The organism is Hephaestia mangrovi (assembly GCF_019880555.1).
Lineage (GTDB): Bacteria > Pseudomonadota > Alphaproteobacteria > Sphingomonadales > Sphingomonadaceae > Sphingomonas > Sphingomonas mangrovi.
On record NZ_JAINVU010000002.1, the window covers coordinates 362,159 to 378,435 of the forward strand.

Genomic DNA, 16,277 nt, shown 5'->3' on the forward strand with positions numbered 1-16,277 from the left:
TTGCGTTTTGAAATCGAATATTGGGTATCGTGAGAGGATGCGAGGCCCATGGAGCATTTCGACGTTATCATAGTCGGTGCCGGAATTTCGGGTATCGGCGCGGCATATCATCTGCAGCAGCATTGCCGGGACCGGTCCTATGCGATCCTGGAAGGACGCGCGGACATCGGCGGGACATGGGATCTGTTCCGCTATCCGGGCATCCGATCGGATTCGGACATGTACACGCTGGGCTATGCGTTCCGGCCGTGGACCGAGGCCAAGGCGATCGCCGACGGGCCGGCGATCCTGAAATATGTAAAGGAAACCGCGGCGCATTACGCGATCGATCGGCACATCCGCTTTCGCCACCACGTCAAGACCGCGAGCTGGTCGACCGAGACGGCGACCTGGACGGTGACGGCGACCGGCGCGTCGGGCGAGGAGGTGCGGTTCAGCTGCAATTTCCTCTTCATGTGCTCGGGCTATTACAATTATGCCAAGGGACATGCGCCCGATTTCGCCGGCAGCGAGGATTTCGCCGGGCAGATCGTCCATCCGCAATTCTGGCCCGAAGACCTCGACTATGCCGGCAAGCGCGTCGTGGTGATCGGCAGCGGGGCGACGGCGGTGACGCTGGTGCCGGAAATGGCCAAGCAGGCCGCGCACGTGACGATGCTGCAGCGCTCGCCGACCTATGTGGTGTCGCGGCCGGCGGAGGATCGCTTCGCCAACTGGCTGCGGCGGCACCTGCCGGGCAAGATCGCCTATGATATCGTGCGCTGGCGCAACGTGCTGTTCGGCATCTATTTCTTCAATCGCGCCCGCAAGCAGCCCGCCAAGGTGAAGGAGCGGCTGATCGGCATGGTGCGCGACGAACTCGGCCCCGATTACGACGTCGAAACGCACTTCACGCCGCGCTACAATCCCTGGGATCAGCGGTTGTGCCTAGTACCCGACAGCGACTTGTTCGCATCGCTTCGCGAGGGGAAATCGTCGGTGGTGACCGGACAGATCGACCGGTTCGTGCCCGAAGGCATCGCGCTAGCATCCGGCGAAACTGTGCCGGCGGACATCATCGTCACCGCAACCGGGCTCGAGCTGCAATTGCTGAGCGATGTCGCGTTCAGCGTCGACGGGCGGACGGTCGATCTCGCGCACAGCTATAATTACAAGGGGATGATGTTCTCCGACGTGCCGAACCTGGCGTCGGCGTTTGGCTATACCAATGCCTCGTGGACGCTGAAGGCGGACCTTACCGCGCTTTATGTCTGCCGTCTGCTCAACGCGATGAAGAAGCGCGGGATGCGGCAGGCGACGCCGCGCGTGGCGGAAGGCGAGATCGAGCCGGTGCCGTTCCTCGATTTCTCGTCGGGCTATGTGCGGCGCGCGATTGATAAATTCCCCAAGCAGGGCAACCGCAAGCCGTGGAAGCTCAACCAGAATTATGCGCGCGACCTGATGGCGCTCAAATTCGGCTCGGTCGATCGCGAGATGGAATTCTCCAATCCCGTGCCGAAGGAGCGGCGCGCGGCCTGATCGGAACCAGCCGCGCGCGATCGCGTTAGAGCACGCAGCGCACCGCGTTTATCCCACAGAAAGAAAGACCTTGCCCCGTTCGTTCGAACGAACTAGGGGCGCGGGTGATGGCGCACGACAAACTCCTGGAAGTGGCGGTTCGCGAATTCGGGCAAAGGGGCCTCGAAGGCGCGAGCACGCGCGGTATTGCCGCGGCCGCGGGCACGGCGATGTCGTCGATCACCTACCATTACGGCGGTAAGAAAGGGCTCTATCTGGCCGCGGCGGATTATATCGCGCAGCAGATGGAGGATGTCGGGAAGGGGCTCGAGTTCGAGCGCGCTGGACTGCCGGAGACGCCAGAAGCCGCACGCGCCGTGATCCAGACCGTGCTCGGCCGGATGATCGACAAACTGACGAGCACGCAGACCTCGCCCTGGTCGATGTTCATCGTGCGCGAGCAGATGAATCCGACCGAAGCATTCGATCGCATTTATGCGGGGCCGATGGGCCGGTTCATGGAAATGCTGGTCGAGCTTGTATGCATCGCCACCGGACGCCGCGACCGCAATGTCGCCAGTGTCGCGGTCGTGACGCTGTTCGGTCAGGTGCTCGCGATGCGCGCGGCGCGCGCGACCTGCGCGCGGCTGTTCGAGCGGCCGGTCGATGCACCCGATTTGATCGCCGAGGTCCGCGCGCGGATCGCCGCCAATACCGATGCCATTCTCGACCGTCTGATCGCTGAACGACAGGAGCCGCAATGAGCGAGGATCAGGACCGCGACACCGACGACGCAGCCAACAGCCATGACGGCGAAGGTGCCAGCGACGATAACGACAACAACAGCAACAACGAGAAGAAGACCTCGTTGTTCAGGACGCCCAAATTCTGGATCATCCTGATCGTCGTCGTCGCCGTGATCGCGGTCGGCGCGCTGCTCTACTGGCTGCATTCGCGGCAATATGAATCGACCGACGACGCGTTCGTCGATGCGCATGTCGTGCGGCTGGCGCCGCAGGTTTCGGGCACGCTGATCCAGGTCGCCGATGTCGACAATCGCCACGTCGAGGCGGGGCGGCTGCTCGCGGTGATCCGGCCGTCCACGCCCGAAGCACAGCTCGCTGAAGCGAGCGCCAACGTGCAGCAGGCGATTTCGCAGGAAAAGCAGGCCGAGGCGCAGGTGACCGCGGCGATCGCGGCGCGCGACCAGGCACAGGCGCAGGCGCGGGCACCGCTCGCCGACGCGCAGAAGGCGGCGCAGGATCTGGCGCGTTACGAACACCTTCAGGCGATCGACCCCAATGCGGTCGCCGGGCAGCAGCTCGACCAGGCGCGCGCGCAGGCCCGCTCGACCGCGGCGCAGGCTGCCGCGGCGCGGCAACAGATCGACAACGCCGATGCCCAGATCGCGGTGGCACGCAAACAGGTGACGGCGGCTCAGGCGATGATCACCGCGCGGCAGGCGCAAGCCAAGCAGGCGCAAGTCAATCTCGGCGATTACCGGTTGACCGCGCCGGTTGCCGGGCAGGTCGTCAATCGCTCGGTCAATCTCGGTTCTTATGTCGCGCCGGGCATGAACCTGATGGCGATCGTGCCCGATCACATGTGGGTGACGGCCAATTTCAAGGAAACCCAGCTCGCCGCAATGCGGATCGGGCAGCCGGTCGACATCAAGGTCGACGCCTATCCGGACGTCCATTTCAAGGGGCATATCGATTCGATCCAGCGCGGCGCCGGCCAGGCCTTCTCGATCCTGCCGCCGCAGAACGCGACGGGCAATTACGTCAAGGTCGTGCAGCGCGTGCCGGTGCGGATCGAATTCGATACCAAGAACGGGCCCGATCCGCGCAAATATCCGATCGGCCCGGGCATGTCCGTAGTGCCGACCGTCAAGGTGCGCTGACGTGGCCAGCGCTGCGGCAGCGCATACCTGGACGCCGACGCGATCGGCCGCAGGGCCATACAGCCCGTGGCTGATCGTGGTGATCATCTCGCTGCCGACCTTCATGGAGGTGCTCGACACCTCGATCGCCAACGTCAGCCTGGCGCATATTGCCGGCGGCCTGTCGATCTCCAACGACGAAGCGACCTGGGTACTGACCAGCTACCTCGTCGCCAACGCGATCGTCATCCCGATTTCGGGATGGCTGAGCGACGTGATCGGGCGAAAACGCTATTTCATGATCTCGATCGCGCTATTCACGATTTCCTCGCTGATGTGCGGGATGGCGCCCAATCTGACGACGCTGGTGCTCGCCCGGGTGTTTCAGGGGATCGGCGGCGGCGGGCTGGCGCCGGTCGAGCAGTCGATCCTCGCCGACACCTTCCCGCCGGAGAAGCGCGGCGTCGCGTTTGCCGCCTTCGCTATCGTGGTGATCGTCGGGCCGGTACTGGGGCCGACGCTGGGCGGCTATATCACCGAGCATTCGAGCTGGCACTGGATCTTCCTGATCAACGTGCCGGTGGGGATCATCGCGCTGGGCCTCACCGAAATCTTCGTCGACGAGCCCGAAGCGATCAAGGAAGAGCGGCGGCAGCTCTACCAGCGCGGCATCCGCATCGATTATATCGGCGTGCTGCTGGTCGCGCTGGGGCTCGGTTTTCTGGAGATCACCTGCGATCGCGGGCAGCGCGAGGACTGGTTCGCCAGCGGGATGATCGTGACGACCGCGATCATCTCGGCCACGTCGCTGATCGCCCTGGTGTTCTGGGAACTCAACCACGACGAACCCGTGGTCGACCTGTCGCTGCTCAAAAACCGCAATTTCGCGCTGACCATCCTGGTGATGGCGACGACGGGCATGATCCTGTTCGGCACGACGCAGCTGATTCCGCAGATGCTGCAACAGGTGCTGGGCTATAGCGCGCTCGACGCCGGGCTGGCGCTGACCGCGGGCGGCGTCGCAACGCTGGTGGCGGTGCCGATCGCCGGACGATTGTCCGATAAGATCGATGTGCGGTTCATGCTTTTCCCGGCGTTGCTGGTCCAGGCAGCGGCGCTGTGGAACATGTCGCGGCTGACCGCCGACATCTCGTTCGGCGATGCGGCAATGGCGCGGCTCTACCAGTCGATCGCGTTGCCGTTCCTGTTCATCCCGATCAATGCGGTCGCCTACGTCGGGCTGCCGCAGCGCAAGACGGCGCAGGCATCGAGCCTGCTGAACGTGTTCCGCAATCTCGGCGGCACCGTCGGCATCTCGTTCTCGCAAGTGCTGCTGGCCAACGGATTGCAGGTGCATCAATCGGTGCTGGTCGAGCAGCTCAATCCGCTCAACCCCAATTATACCGACTGGATCCAGAACGCTGCGCCGATGTTCGGCGGCAGCGGACAGCCGGGCGCGATCCCCGATCCGACGACGCTGGCCGTGCTCTACCAGCAGGTGCAGCGACAAGCGGCGATGCTGTCGTTCCTCGACGTGTTCCACGCGCTGATGATCGTCGTGCTGATCGTGTCTCCGGTCGCGTTGCTGATGCGCCCGCCCAAGAAGGGGCAGGGTGGAGGAGGAATGGGACATTGACCGCAAAACGCTTGCTCGCCGGCCTCGCGCCGTTGGCGCTGATGACGGCATGCACCGTCGGGCCGAATTATCACGCGCCCGAGATGGCGGTGCCGGTGTCTTATCAGGGGCCGACGGCCGAAGCGCCTCCGCCGGGGGCCGAGGTCGATCCGGCGACATGGTGGCGAGCCTATGGCGATCTCGAGCTCGACGCGTTGGTCAAGCGCGCGCTGGCCGGCAATCCCGACATCCAGGTCGCCGCGTCGCGCGTGCGCCAGGCGCGGCTCGCGGAGATCGTTGCCGAGGCGCAGGGCAAGCCGACGCTCGATGCGCAGGCCAATGTCAGCTACATCCATTTCTCGAAGAACGCCGGCCTGTCGTCGCTGGCCAAGCAGTTCGGCGGGGGTGGATCGGAATCCGGCAGCGGGTCATCGAGCGGTGGGGTCGCACTGCCGGGCGACGGCATCACGACCTATTCGGCCGGGTTCGACACGAGCTGGGAGCTCGATCTGTTCGGCGGTGCGCGCCGCGGCGTCGAGGCGGCGCGGGCGCGCAAAGAGGCCGCAGTGTGGAACGGACGCGATGCGGCGGTGACGCTGGCTGCCGAGGTCGCCGATGCCTATTTCGCGCTGCGGGCCGACCAGGAACGCGCGCGCATCGTCAATGAGGAAATCGCGCGGCAGACGCGGGCGTTGCAGATCGCGGCGCATATTGCCGAGGCCGGTCTGGCGCCGCATGTTGACGTGACACGGCAGAACGCCAGCATCACCAGCCTTCGCGCTACGCTGGAGCCGATCAACGCTGATATCGCGATGAAGAGCCATGCGCTCGGCATCCTGATCGGCGAGGCGCCCGAGACGCTGACCGCCGAGCTTGCCGCGCCGGCATCAGCGATGGCGCCGGTACCGTCGGTACCGGCGGGGCTGCCGTCCGATCTGTTGCGCCGGCGCCCCGACGTGCGGGCGGCCGAGCGGCAACTCGGCGCGGCGACGGCGGACATCGGCGTGGCGGTCGCGGACCTCTATCCAAAGTTCAACCTGACCGGGATGGCGCAGCTGATCTCCTCGGCGCTTTCGAACCTGTTCACCGGCGACAGTCTGCAATTGACCGGGACGGGGGCGGTACAGTTTCCGTTGCTCGACTGGGGGCGGCGCAAGGCGACGGTGGGGATGCGCAAGGAAGATCGCGAGCAGGCGTATCTCAATTATCGCAAGACCGTGCTCGGCGCGCTGCGCGACGTCGAGGATGCGCTGGCGCAGATCGATACCGAGCGGCGGCGCAATGCCACGCTCAATAAGGCGCTCGCCGATAGCGAAGAGACCGCCAAATCGGTCGAGGCGCAATATCGGACGGGCTTCGTCGCGCAGGATTCGCTGCTGAATGCGGAGACCGATGTGCTCAAGGCACGCGAGCAGGTGGCGATGAGCGACGCGCAGTTGCGCGAATATACCGCTGCCTTGTTCAAGGCGCTGGGCGGCGGTTGGCAAGCCGATGCTGCGAGCTCAGACACGGGCAAGTGACGCCCGTTCCATAAAATAAAAATGCCGCTGCCTGACGAAAGGCGCGGCATCAAGCCCATAATGGTACACCCGATTCGCTTATCGAATCGGGTCAATAGTCATGGCTGTGCAAGCACGCCGATAATCGTCGAACGCCTATCGGCAAAACAGCCCGGATCGCATAATTCCCCTTACAATACAAGGGGAAAGCGCGATCCGAGCTGGCCTGATATAATTACCAGGGGTGGACTTCGATGGGGTGTCCAGCCCCGAAAAGCAGCATCATCATTGTCGTTTCTCCCTTAGCACGCTCGCGAGAGCGTTGCCGATTATTAAAGCAAAATTAAGCATTAGGCAACGAATCGACTGACGTGCCGATCCCGCTTTGGGACCGTCGGTATCCTTAAGGGTTCATCAACATCGTTGACCTAGGGAGGGGCGCATGACTCGCGCGTCTTCCTTCCGGCCTCAGCGTCGTGATGCAGCGTTTCGGCGCGCCGGTGCCGGGGACGACAGATATTTGCCGCCAGTTCGCCCGACGGTGCGGGCCGAGCGTTCGCCGGTGCGCCAGCGCCGGCCCGTCCACTTCGGCCGTATTCGCAGCCAAGCGACGGCGTCTAATTCGACCAACGGCAACAAGCCGATGGCGTGGACCTTTCTGTGCACGGTCGAGATCACGAATTTCTCGGAACTTAGACGCCTGTTGGGCGTCACCGAAGCCGCGCAGGTGATCGACGAGGTTGCCGAGCGCATTTCATCGCTTCTTCCTGCGGCGCGCATACATCCGACAGGGCGGGCAAGCCTCGAATTCGGTTTCGAAAGCGATAACCGGGAGGCTTTGGACGCCACTCTGGAGCTGACGCTCAAGCGTCTGGCCGCAAGTCCTGAGTCGGCGGAGTGCGGATATCGGCTCGACGTCGCCCTGGCCGGCGTGGCCTGCCGGCTGGCGGTAGCGGATGAAGTTCGTATTGCCGAAGCGATCGAGGCGGCGGCGGCGGTCGCGCGGCGCGAGCATCGAATCGTCATCTACGATCTCGACGATGCGACCGGCTCGCTTGACCGCGCCGGGTTGAACCGGGATCTGGCCGGGGCGATCGCGCGTGGCGAAATGTGCCTTCACTATCAGCCCAAGCTCCACGTTCGCCGCCAGGAGGTGACCGGCGTCGAGGCGCTGGTGCGCTGGCGGCATCCGGAAAGGGGGCTGATCTATCCCGGCGATTTCATTCCCGCGGCGGAAGAGGCGCGGGTTATCGCCGACCTGACTTTATGGACACTCGATCAGGTGATTACGGATCAGCGTCGCCTTGCCGCGGCAGGCCACGATCTGGAAATCTTCATCAATATTTCCGGGCAATTGCTCAACGATGCCGGGTTTATCGCCGAGGCGTGCCATCGCGTTCGGACCGCCAATGGCAAAATCGGGTTCGAGATCACCGAGACGTCGGTGATCCGCGACCCCGAGACGGCGATCGCGCATCTGCGGGAGATCGCGGCGATCGGCGTGCCGATTGCGATCGACGATTACGGGGCCGGGCTGTCGTCGCTCGCTTATCTGAAGCAGCTTCCTGCGCGTGAGCTGAAGATCGACAAGATGTTCGTCATCCAGCTGACGAGCAGCAATCGCGATCCCCTGATCGTCCGTTCCACGATCGACCTTGCACACGCGATGGAGATGGAGGTGACCGCCGAGGGCGTCGAGACGCAGGCGGCGCTGGCTTTACTGAGCGTGATGGGCTGCGACATGGTGCAGGGGTTTCTGATCAGCCGGCCGGTACCTTTCGACGTGCTGCTCGAATTCCTGGCGGCGGAACTGCCGATCGCGCATTCGGCGCCCACCAAAGGTGCCTTCAATCAGCCGGCGAGCTTCTGGAAACGTGCCTAGCTGGTTTCCATCGAAATGGTGGCGACGCGTAGGTCCGCTGGCGTTGATCACGTTTGCCCTTGTGGTGATTTCGCCCCCCGCTGTCGCCGAGCCGGGTACACACGCCCCTCAAGGTGATTTCGGACAACAGCTCGATCAGATCAAAAAGGCGATGGGGGCCAATCCAGGACGCGTTCTAAAAGAGGCGCGATCGATCGATCGCAAACTCGCGCGTAGTCGCGTCTCGCCGGAGGAGCGCCGGACTCTTTCCAAAGCGCGCTGGCTGCAAGGCGAGGCATTGCTTCGTCTCAATGATCCGCAATCGGCTGAGCCGTTGCTCGGCAGCGCCTTCAAGTTGATCGGCGGGGACGACAACGCAACGAAGCTGCGGGGCGATATCCTGATGTCACGCGGCAATCTGGATACGGCACGCGCGCGCGTGGCCGATGCTTTGCGCGATTATCACAGCGCCTATGATATTTTTCGACGGCTTGGTGATGCGCGGAGTGAAGCCATCGCATTGCAAAATATCGCATCGCTTTATCGCGATGCCAACGATTTGCAGAACGCATTGAAATACGACGCGCAAGCCTCGGAAACATATAAGGGCGATCCTAGTCTAACAGTTTATCTGCGGATCAATCACGGCAACACGCTCTTTCATCTCAAGCGCTACGGCGAGGCCGACGCCGAATATCGTGCTGCGCTGGTACTCGCCAAGCGGTTGAAAAGCACGAATCTCCAACTCACCGTCCTGGTGAATATGGCGCTCAACAATGTGTTCGGCGGTGCGTTGAAGCCGGCCGAGGGCGTATTGCATCAGGGCTTTGCTCTGAGCGCGGCCTCCAAGGCGGATGGCTGGCTGCCACAACTCTATGCGATCAGCGCCGCTGCGGCGTTTCGTGAGGGTGATCTGGTCCGCGCCGAAGCGGCGATCCGGAAGTCCTTTTCGTCCGACAGCGGCGAATCGGCTATGCTTAACGACCGAGACGCCCATGAATTTGCCTACGACATCTACAAGAAGCTTGGCCGGGACGACCTGGCGCTGGAGCATCTCGAGGCGCTGAAGAGGCTCGACGACCAGGCCGCGAGCCTGGCTGCGTCGACGAACAATGCGCTGATGGCGGCGCGGTTCGATTATACCAATCAGAACCTCAAGATCGCCAAGCTCGAAGCCCAGGATCTGCAGCGCAAGATCACCTACGAACGCGCGCACGCCCGCACCGTCCGGCTGATCTTCATCTCCGCCGGCGGCGTCACGATCATCGTCATCGCGATGTTGGTGTTCGGCATCGTCACGATCCGCCGCAGCCGCAACGAGGAGCGGGCCGCCAAGGATGCGCTCGCCGAAACCAACGACGCGTTGGCCAAGGCGCTTGCCGCCAAGACCGAGTTCCTGGCGACGACCAGCCATGAGATCCGAACGCCGCTCAACGGTATTCTCGGCATGACGCAGGTGATGCTGGCCGATCCCAAGCTCGCCGTTGACCTGCGCGACCGGCTGGGCGTCGTCCATTCGGCGGGGGTGACGATGCGCGCGCTGGTCGACGACATCCTCGACGTCGCCAAGATGGAGACGGGGAACATGACGATCGAGCAGGCGCCGATGGATGTTTGCGCGGTGCTGACCGACGTCGCGCGGATCTGGCAGGATCAGGCGCGCGAGCGCGGGCTCGAGTTCGTGCTCGCGCTCGATGATTGCCCCGCGCATGTGATGGGCGACGCGGCGCGGCTGCGCCAGGTGGTGTTCAATCTGCTTTCCAACGCAATCAAGTTCACCGAACACGGCCGCATCACGCTGAGCGGCAACACCACCGATACCGCCACAGGAAAAATGGTGCGGATCGCCGTTGGCGATACCGGCATCGGCATCGCGCCGGAGAAACTGGACGAGGTGTTCGAATCATTCCGTCAAGCCGACGCCAGCACCACGCGGCGCTTCGGCGGCACCGGCCTGGGCCTGGCGATTTGCCGAAACCTCGCGCGCGCGATGGGCGGTGATGTTTCGGTCGAAAGTGCCGTGGGTAAAGGGACAACTTTCACCGTCGATCTTCCACTCGTCGAAGCGAGCGAGGCGTCTGACGACGAGGGAGCAGGCAAGGCGGAAGACGTGCTGCTGATCGTCGACCGCAATCCGATCACGCGCTCAATGCTCCGCGCCTTGCTGGAAGAGCGGGCAGGAAATGTGGTGTTCGCGGGGTCGCTCGACGAGGTATCCGAGCGGCTTGCGGCGGGCGGGATCGCGCTGGCGCTGTTCGACGAGGCGACGGTGCGAGCCGCGGGCGACGATTGGGCATCGGCGCTCAAGGTTGCGGTTGACCATGCCCGGGATATTCGGACGGTGCTGTTGTGGCGAGCAGCGGAGCCGGACGAGACCGAGCGGATTACCGCCAGTGGAATCGGCGACGTGCTGACCAAGCCGATCGCCGGCCCAGCCCTGCGCGACGCCCTGTATCCGGCGATTGAGACGAATGGAGACGAGGGCGGCGATAGCGACCTTGTATCCGACGCCGCTTGAGTCGATAGAGGGCGGCGGCAATGAATTCACGAGCGAAACGAACCGCAGGTTCCGCGGCTGAACGATGATGAATGTATTATTCATCGAGGATGATCCGATGAATCGGCGTGTCGTCAAGGACATGCTCGATGTCGCCGGCGCGCAACTAACGGAGGCCGAGAGCGGCGAGCGTGGACTCGCGCTGATCGATGAGCATAATTTCGATATCCTGTTGGTCGACCTACGCATGCCGGGGATGGACGGATTCGAGGCGATTCGCCGGATTCGCGCGCGCAATGATGCCAAGGCCAAGCTGCCGATCATCGTGGTGACAGCCGATACCGCCGCCGATCTGCGCGAGCGGTGCCTGGCCGCCGGCGCCGACGAGGTGCTGTTCAAGCCGGTGGCGATGGATTCGCTGTTCGATGCGATCGGCCGCCAACTCGCGCGCGGTGCCGAAGATGGCGGGATGATCGGCTGATCTCCGCGGCGGACTTTATCAGGAAATCGAATATTGGAGGCCCGAGCCGGAATCGAACCGGCGTGCAAGGATTTGCAGTCCTCTGCGTAACCACTCCGCCATCGGGCCGGAGCGGCGCAGATGCGCGGAGGCAGGCCTCGTGTCAACCATCGTGCAGGAATTTTGCGGTTATAGGCGGTTCGGTGCGGGCAAGCCGACATCGAGAGACAAAGGAAGCTTGGCGGGGCAGGGGTGTCGCGATAGAAGCCGGTCGAGACAAACAGTGTATTGCATGACTATAACAGTTGTGCGACAAAGGCAGGCAAGATGAGCGAAGCGACGATCGATACGGTGAATTTCACGCGGATGCGCGAAGCGATGGTGGCGAGCCAACTGCGCACCAACGCGGTCAGCGATCCGCGCGTCGTCTCGGCGATGGCGCGGGTGCCGCGAGAGGACTTCCTGCCCGAGAACCAGCGCACGCTTGCTTATCGTGACACGGCCGTGCCGATCGCGCACGGGCGCGCGGCCAATCTGCCGATCGCGACGGGCAAGCTGCTGACTCAGGCGCAGGTGCGCGCGACCGATCATGTGCTGCTGATCGGCGCTGCCGGGGGCTATGCCGCCGCTGTGCTGGCGCTGCTTGCCAGGGACGTCGTTGCGGTTGAGAGCGATCCCGCGCTGGCGACGCTCGCGCGGACCGCGCTTTCGGCTTATTCGAATGTCGAGCTGATCGAGGCCGATCTCGCCACGGGCGCGCCGAAGCAGGCGCCTTACGACCTGCTGGTCGTCGATGGCGCGGTGGAGCATCTGCCGCAGGCGTTGATCGATCAGGTCCAGCCGGGCGGGCGCGTCGTGACCGGAATCGAGGATCGCGGCGTGACGCGGTTGGCCGCGGGCGTGCGTAGTGCCGGCGGGTTCGGGCTGACGACCTTTGCCGATGTGGATTGCGTTTCGCTGCCCGGTTTCACGCGCCCCAAGACCTTTACCTTCTGACGAGAGAGACACGAGCGCCGCCTATGATTCGATCCATCGTTCTCGGCGGCGCCGCTCTGGCGACGGTTTTCGCATCGCCCGCTTTCGGCGAGACGCTGCAGCAGGCGCTGCGGCAGGCCTATGACAGCAACCCGACAATCACCGGCGCCCGGGCCGGCCAGCGCGCGCTGGACGAATCGGTACCGCTGGCGCGCGCCAACGGCTTGCCGAGCGCGAATGTTGAGACCGACTATACCGAGAACGTGGTGAAGGGCGCCAATGCCTATCTGGCGCCGTCACGATCGCTCACCGTATCGCCGCAAATATCAGTGCCGATCTATGCGGGCGGGGGCGTGCGCAATTCGATCAAGGCGGCGAAGACGCGGGTCGAGGCGGGGCAGGCGAACCTGCGCGAGACCGAAGCCGAATTGTTCACCGCCGTGGTCGGCGCCTATATGGACGTGATCCGCGACGAGGCTATTGTCGGCCTGAACGCGCAGAACGTCCATGTGCTCGAAGTCAACCTAAAGGCGACCAACGATCGTTTCCAGGTCGGCGACCTGACCAAGACCGACGTCGCGCAATCGCAAGCGCGACTGGCCCAGGCGCGCAGCGACCTCGAAACCGCGCAATCCAACCTGATCGCCAGCCGCGAGAATTACGTGCGGTTGATCGGGACGCCGCCGGGCGAGCTGGAGCCGCCGCCGGCGCTGCCGCTGCTGCCGCGCAGCCCGGAAGAGGCGGTGCAGATCGCGCTCGACGACAACCCCACGCTGCTGGCGGCACAGAAGACCAGCGATGCCTATGGCTACGACGTCAAGGCCGCGCGTGCTGATCGGCTGCCCAAATTGAGCCTGTTCGGGAGCGGCACTTATTTCAATTATCTCGGCACGTTGCAGGGCGCCGGCGAGGTTGGCCGTTCGCCCAATTCGGGCAAGTCGGCCGAGGCCGGCGTGCGGCTGACCGTCCCGCTGTATCAGGGCGGGCGTCCGGCCGCCGAGGTGCGCCAGGCGCAGGCTTATCAGAGCCAGGCGATCGAGCAGGCGACCGGCGCCGAGCGGCAGGTGATCGACGATGCGCGCTCGAATTTCGCAGCGTGGCAGGCGGCTGAGCAGGTAATCAAGTCGTCGCAGGTCGCGGTCGATGCCAACCGGCTGTCGCTGCAAGGCGTGCGTGCCGAGAACAGCGTAGGTAATCGGACGATTCTCGACATCCTCAATGCCGAGCAGGAATTGCTCAATTCGCAGGTGACGCTCGTTTCGGCGCAGCGGGACGCTTATGTCGCGGGCTTCGCGCTGTTGGCGTCGATGGGCCATGCCGAGGCGAAAGACCTGGGGCTCGCCAGCGGCGGCCTCTACAACCCCTTGGCGAACTTCAATCGCGTCAACCACAAGATGTGGGATTGGGACGAGGATCCGACGCCCAAGCCGGTCGCCACCGGCACGGCCAATACGCCGACCCAGGGCGCCGACGTCCACGAATCGGCAGTGCCCACCCTCGATTCGCCCATTGACAGCGGGGTACCAAATCCCGCAGTTACCGGCGGTTGAGGTCGTTAACCGTAATGCGGACGAGGTTGCCGATGGGGGATGTAAGCGCCGAACCGTCGATGGAGGATATCCTGTCCTCGATCAAGCGGATCATTGCCGAGGAGGGCGACGCCGCGCCCGCGCCGCGCCAGAAGAAGCCGATCCGGCCCGCAGCGCTCGCCGAGCGTGCCGCCGCCGTTTCCGCGCCGGCGGCGGTCGACGAGCATGACGACGATGACGACGAAATCCTGGAGCTGAGCGATCCCGTGCCTGCCGCCAAGCCGAGCCAGAAGGCGCCGCGCGCCGAAGACGACATCCTGTCGCGTCAGACGGCCGAATTGAGCCGCGGCGCGCTCGACGCGCTGTCGCGGATGATCGTCAAGCCCGAGACGACCGGCACCGACACGCTGGAAGGGCTGGTTCGTGAGATGTTGAAGCCGATGCTGCGCGACTGGCTCGACGCCAATCTGCCCGCGATGGTGGAACAGATGGTCGCCCGCGAAATCGCCCGGATCACCGGCCAGGCCAGCTGACGGCGTGCCCTCGGGGAGACGGGCGAGCCGCTTCGGCAGGCTGGTTCTGCTCCCCTGGCTGATCGCGGCGAGCACGCCCTCGCTGCCGCCGCTCCCCGACCCCTACGCCGCACCGCCCAAGGGGGTGGTAGCTTCCTTGCTGCGCCGTTCGCAATTCGGCGAGGCGGGGGCTGACGCTGCGATCCAGCGCTGGCTTGCCGCCAATGCCCATGGCGCGGCGGTCGACCGTGCGGCAATGTGGCACCGGCTGTGCAGCGATTACGGCCTGCGCGGTTGGTACGAAGCGGCACTGCACGCCTGCACGAGCGAAGCGACGGTTGCCCCCAGGGGCGAGGCCGATGACGATATCGCGATGGCGCGGGCGTTGCAGGGGCTGCCGCCAGTGCGCGCGATCGGATCGGCAAGGGTGCCGCTGATGCCGAACAAGCTCGGCAGCCGCAGCGCTAGTGTCGTCGTTGATGGTTTCGCCTTACCGTGGTTCATCGATAGCGGGGCCGAGGTTTCGGTGGTGTCGCAATCGGTCGCCGATCGCATTGAGGTGCGGATGCTGACGGGCAATGTGCAGGTCGGCACGACCACGGCGCCGGTGCAGGGCCGGATGGGGGTGATCGATACGCTGTCGATCGGCGGCGCGACGGTGGAGAATCTACCGGTGCTGGTGCTGCCCGATGCCCAACTGACCATTGCGGATTTGCCGACGATCCCGGCGATCCTGGGATTGCCGGCGCTTGCCGCGTTCCACCGGGTAGCATGGCTGGACGGCGCGAGCGAGCTGGCGCTGGGCGATGACGCGCCGGCGGTGCCCGCGGATGCGCCGCGGCTCTATTGGCACGAGGAAGGGGTGGGCGTGCCGATCTCCACGGCGCGGGGCACGCGCGGCGCGCACCTCGATAGCGGTGCCAACGCCAGCTATTTGCGCGCCGCCGGCCACGCCCTGCTGAGCCGCGCGCAGGAACGCGCCGCGGTGACGCACGACCGGCGGATCGGCGGGGCGGGCGGCGTCGTCGCGACGCGCCACAAGGTGTTGCCGAAACTGACGATCAAGCTCGCTGGTGCGCCGGTGACGCTGACCGACGTATCGATCATCGAGCAGGACAAGGAAGGCGCGGCACGCATCGGCGACGATGCGATTCGGCAATTGGGCGAACTGGCCCTTGATTTCGACCGGATGCGGGTGAGCGCCGCACCACTGGCGTCCTGACCAACCGATTGCTCGCCGGTCATCGCGCGTTCAGCTTCGTTTTCCTAGCATTGCGGCTCCCTGATTCATCATGCCGGAGGTGTTTTCATGCGCTTGATGTCGAAGGTTCTGCTCGGCGGGTTCGCGACGGTCGCGTTGGCCGGAACCGCGGTGGCAGCGGAACATGCGGTCCATGTCATGAATGTGGCGATGCCCGATGGAACGATCGCCAAGGTTCGCTACGTCGGTGACACGCCGCCGCAGGTGCATTTCGTGCCGGTCGCGGTGCGCGCGGTGCCGGTGGCTATGGTCGATCCCGGCTTCGCGGCGATGGACCGGATGATGGCCGCGATGGACGCCCGGGCGGATGCGATGATGCAGCAGGCGGCGATGATGGCGCGACTGCCCGCCACCGCCGTGCCGCTGCAGCATGCCGATATGAAGACGGTGCCGGGCGGGACGGTCAGCTATTCCTATGTGTCGACGACGAGCAGCAACGGCTGCACGCAGACCGTGCGGATGACCTCGAACGGATCGAGCGATCAGCCGCAGGTGATCCGTACCAGCGCGGGCACATGCGACAACGCCAAGGTGACGCCAGCGGTCGCCGACGGCGTGGCGCCGGCGAGGACGGTTAAGGCCGTGGAGACCAAGCCGATCGCGAACAAGCCGGTCGACCCGAATACGATCTGACTCGCGCGGCGCGACTGTTGTTCACGGGTTTGGCTTAGGAGGCGGCGGGCGACACC

The 16,277-nt window shown here is 64.5% G+C and carries 13 protein-coding genes and 1 tRNA gene; 13 read left to right on the forward strand and 1 reads right to left on the reverse strand.

Features of this window, described 5'->3' with window-relative positions; genetic code table 11:
* Nucleotides 1-48: 48 nt before the first annotated feature.
* The 8 genes from K7G81_RS05660 (at nt 49) to K7G81_RS05695 (ending at nt 11,332) form a co-directional block, all read left to right on the forward strand.
* Nucleotides 49-1,518, forward strand: coding sequence for a flavin-containing monooxygenase (locus K7G81_RS05660; protein ID WP_223029771.1), 1,470 nt, complete (start codon nt 49-51; stop codon nt 1,516-1,518).
* A 107-nt stretch (nt 1,519-1,625) separates the two neighbouring features.
* A complete protein-coding gene (locus K7G81_RS05665; protein ID WP_223029772.1) occupies nt 1,626-2,261 on the forward strand; it encodes a CerR family C-terminal domain-containing protein in 636 nt (211 codons plus the stop codon).
* Nucleotides 2,258-3,400 carry an HlyD family secretion protein gene (locus tag K7G81_RS05670; protein ID WP_223029773.1) on the forward strand — a complete coding sequence of 381 codons (1,143 nt, stop codon included), beginning with the start codon at nt 2,258-2,260 and terminating at the stop codon, nt 3,398-3,400. The genes K7G81_RS05665 and K7G81_RS05670 overlap by 4 nt, the downstream gene beginning before the upstream one ends.
* A gap of 1 nt (nt 3,401) precedes the next feature.
* Nucleotides 3,402-5,015 carry a DHA2 family efflux MFS transporter permease subunit gene (locus tag K7G81_RS05675; RefSeq protein ID WP_223029774.1) on the forward strand — a complete coding sequence of 538 codons (1,614 nt, stop codon included), beginning with the start codon at nt 3,402-3,404 and terminating at the stop codon, nt 5,013-5,015.
* Complete coding sequence (locus K7G81_RS05680) at nt 5,012-6,514, forward strand: efflux transporter outer membrane subunit (RefSeq protein ID WP_255586649.1); 1,503 nt, start codon at nt 5,012-5,014, stop codon at nt 6,512-6,514. The genes K7G81_RS05675 and K7G81_RS05680 overlap by 4 nt, the downstream gene beginning before the upstream one ends.
* Before the next feature lie 541 nt (nt 6,515-7,055).
* A complete protein-coding gene (locus K7G81_RS05685) occupies nt 7,056-8,375 on the forward strand; it encodes an EAL domain-containing protein (RefSeq protein ID WP_369412040.1) in 1,320 nt (439 codons plus the stop codon).
* A 277-nt stretch (nt 8,376-8,652) separates the two neighbouring features.
* A complete protein-coding gene (locus tag K7G81_RS05690) occupies nt 8,653-10,872 on the forward strand; it encodes an ATP-binding protein (RefSeq protein ID WP_255586650.1) in 2,220 nt (739 codons plus the stop codon).
* 67 nt (nt 10,873-10,939) lie between these two features.
* Complete coding sequence (locus tag K7G81_RS05695) at nt 10,940-11,332, forward strand: response regulator (RefSeq protein WP_223030144.1); 393 nt, start codon at nt 10,940-10,942, stop codon at nt 11,330-11,332.
* A gap of 34 nt (nt 11,333-11,366) precedes the next feature.
* On the opposite strand, the gene K7G81_RS05700 is transcribed toward K7G81_RS05695, so the two are convergent.
* A tRNA-Cys gene (locus K7G81_RS05700) sits at nt 11,367-11,440 on the reverse strand.
* 198 nt (nt 11,441-11,638) lie between these two features.
* Here K7G81_RS05700 and K7G81_RS05705 point away from each other — a divergent pair.
* From K7G81_RS05705 to K7G81_RS05725, 5 genes are all read left to right on the forward strand, one after another.
* Entirely contained in the window at nt 11,639-12,307 is a 669-nt protein-coding gene (locus K7G81_RS05705; RefSeq protein WP_223029775.1) for a protein-L-isoaspartate O-methyltransferase family protein, read from the forward strand.
* Between the two features lie 23 nt (nt 12,308-12,330).
* Nucleotides 12,331-13,836 (forward strand): TolC family outer membrane protein, encoded by a 1,506-nt coding sequence (locus K7G81_RS05710; RefSeq protein WP_223029776.1) that lies wholly within the window; start codon nt 12,331-12,333, stop codon nt 13,834-13,836.
* A 32-nt stretch (nt 13,837-13,868) separates the two neighbouring features.
* Nucleotides 13,869-14,348, forward strand: coding sequence for a DUF2497 domain-containing protein (locus tag K7G81_RS05715; RefSeq protein WP_223029777.1), 480 nt, complete (start codon nt 13,869-13,871; stop codon nt 14,346-14,348).
* 4 nt (nt 14,349-14,352) lie between these two features.
* Complete coding sequence (locus K7G81_RS05720) at nt 14,353-15,549, forward strand: retropepsin-like aspartic protease family protein (RefSeq protein ID WP_223029778.1); 1,197 nt, start codon at nt 14,353-14,355, stop codon at nt 15,547-15,549.
* An 87-nt stretch (nt 15,550-15,636) separates the two neighbouring features.
* Nucleotides 15,637-16,221, forward strand: coding sequence for a hypothetical protein (locus K7G81_RS05725; protein ID WP_223029779.1), 585 nt, complete (start codon nt 15,637-15,639; stop codon nt 16,219-16,221).
* Nucleotides 16,222-16,277: the final 56 nt, after the last annotated feature.

Coding starts and splice junctions, on each gene's coding strand:
- K7G81_RS05660 (WP_223029771.1), top strand. CDS start 49: ATGGAGCATTTCGACGTTATCATAGTCGGTGCCGGAATTTCGGGTATC.
- K7G81_RS05665 (WP_223029772.1), top strand. CDS start 1,626: ATGGCGCACGACAAACTCCTGGAAGTGGCGGTTCGCGAATTCGGGCAA.
- K7G81_RS05670 (WP_223029773.1), top strand. CDS start 2,258: ATGAGCGAGGATCAGGACCGCGACACCGACGACGCAGCCAACAGCCAT.
- K7G81_RS05695 (WP_223030144.1), top strand. CDS start 10,940: ATGAATGTATTATTCATCGAGGATGATCCGATGAATCGGCGTGTCGTC.
- K7G81_RS05705 (WP_223029775.1), top strand. CDS start 11,639: ATGAGCGAAGCGACGATCGATACGGTGAATTTCACGCGGATGCGCGAA.
- K7G81_RS05710 (WP_223029776.1), top strand. CDS start 12,331: ATGATTCGATCCATCGTTCTCGGCGGCGCCGCTCTGGCGACGGTTTTC.
- K7G81_RS05715 (WP_223029777.1), top strand. CDS start 13,869: ATGGGGGATGTAAGCGCCGAACCGTCGATGGAGGATATCCTGTCCTCG.
- K7G81_RS05725 (WP_223029779.1), top strand. CDS start 15,637: ATGCGCTTGATGTCGAAGGTTCTGCTCGGCGGGTTCGCGACGGTCGCG.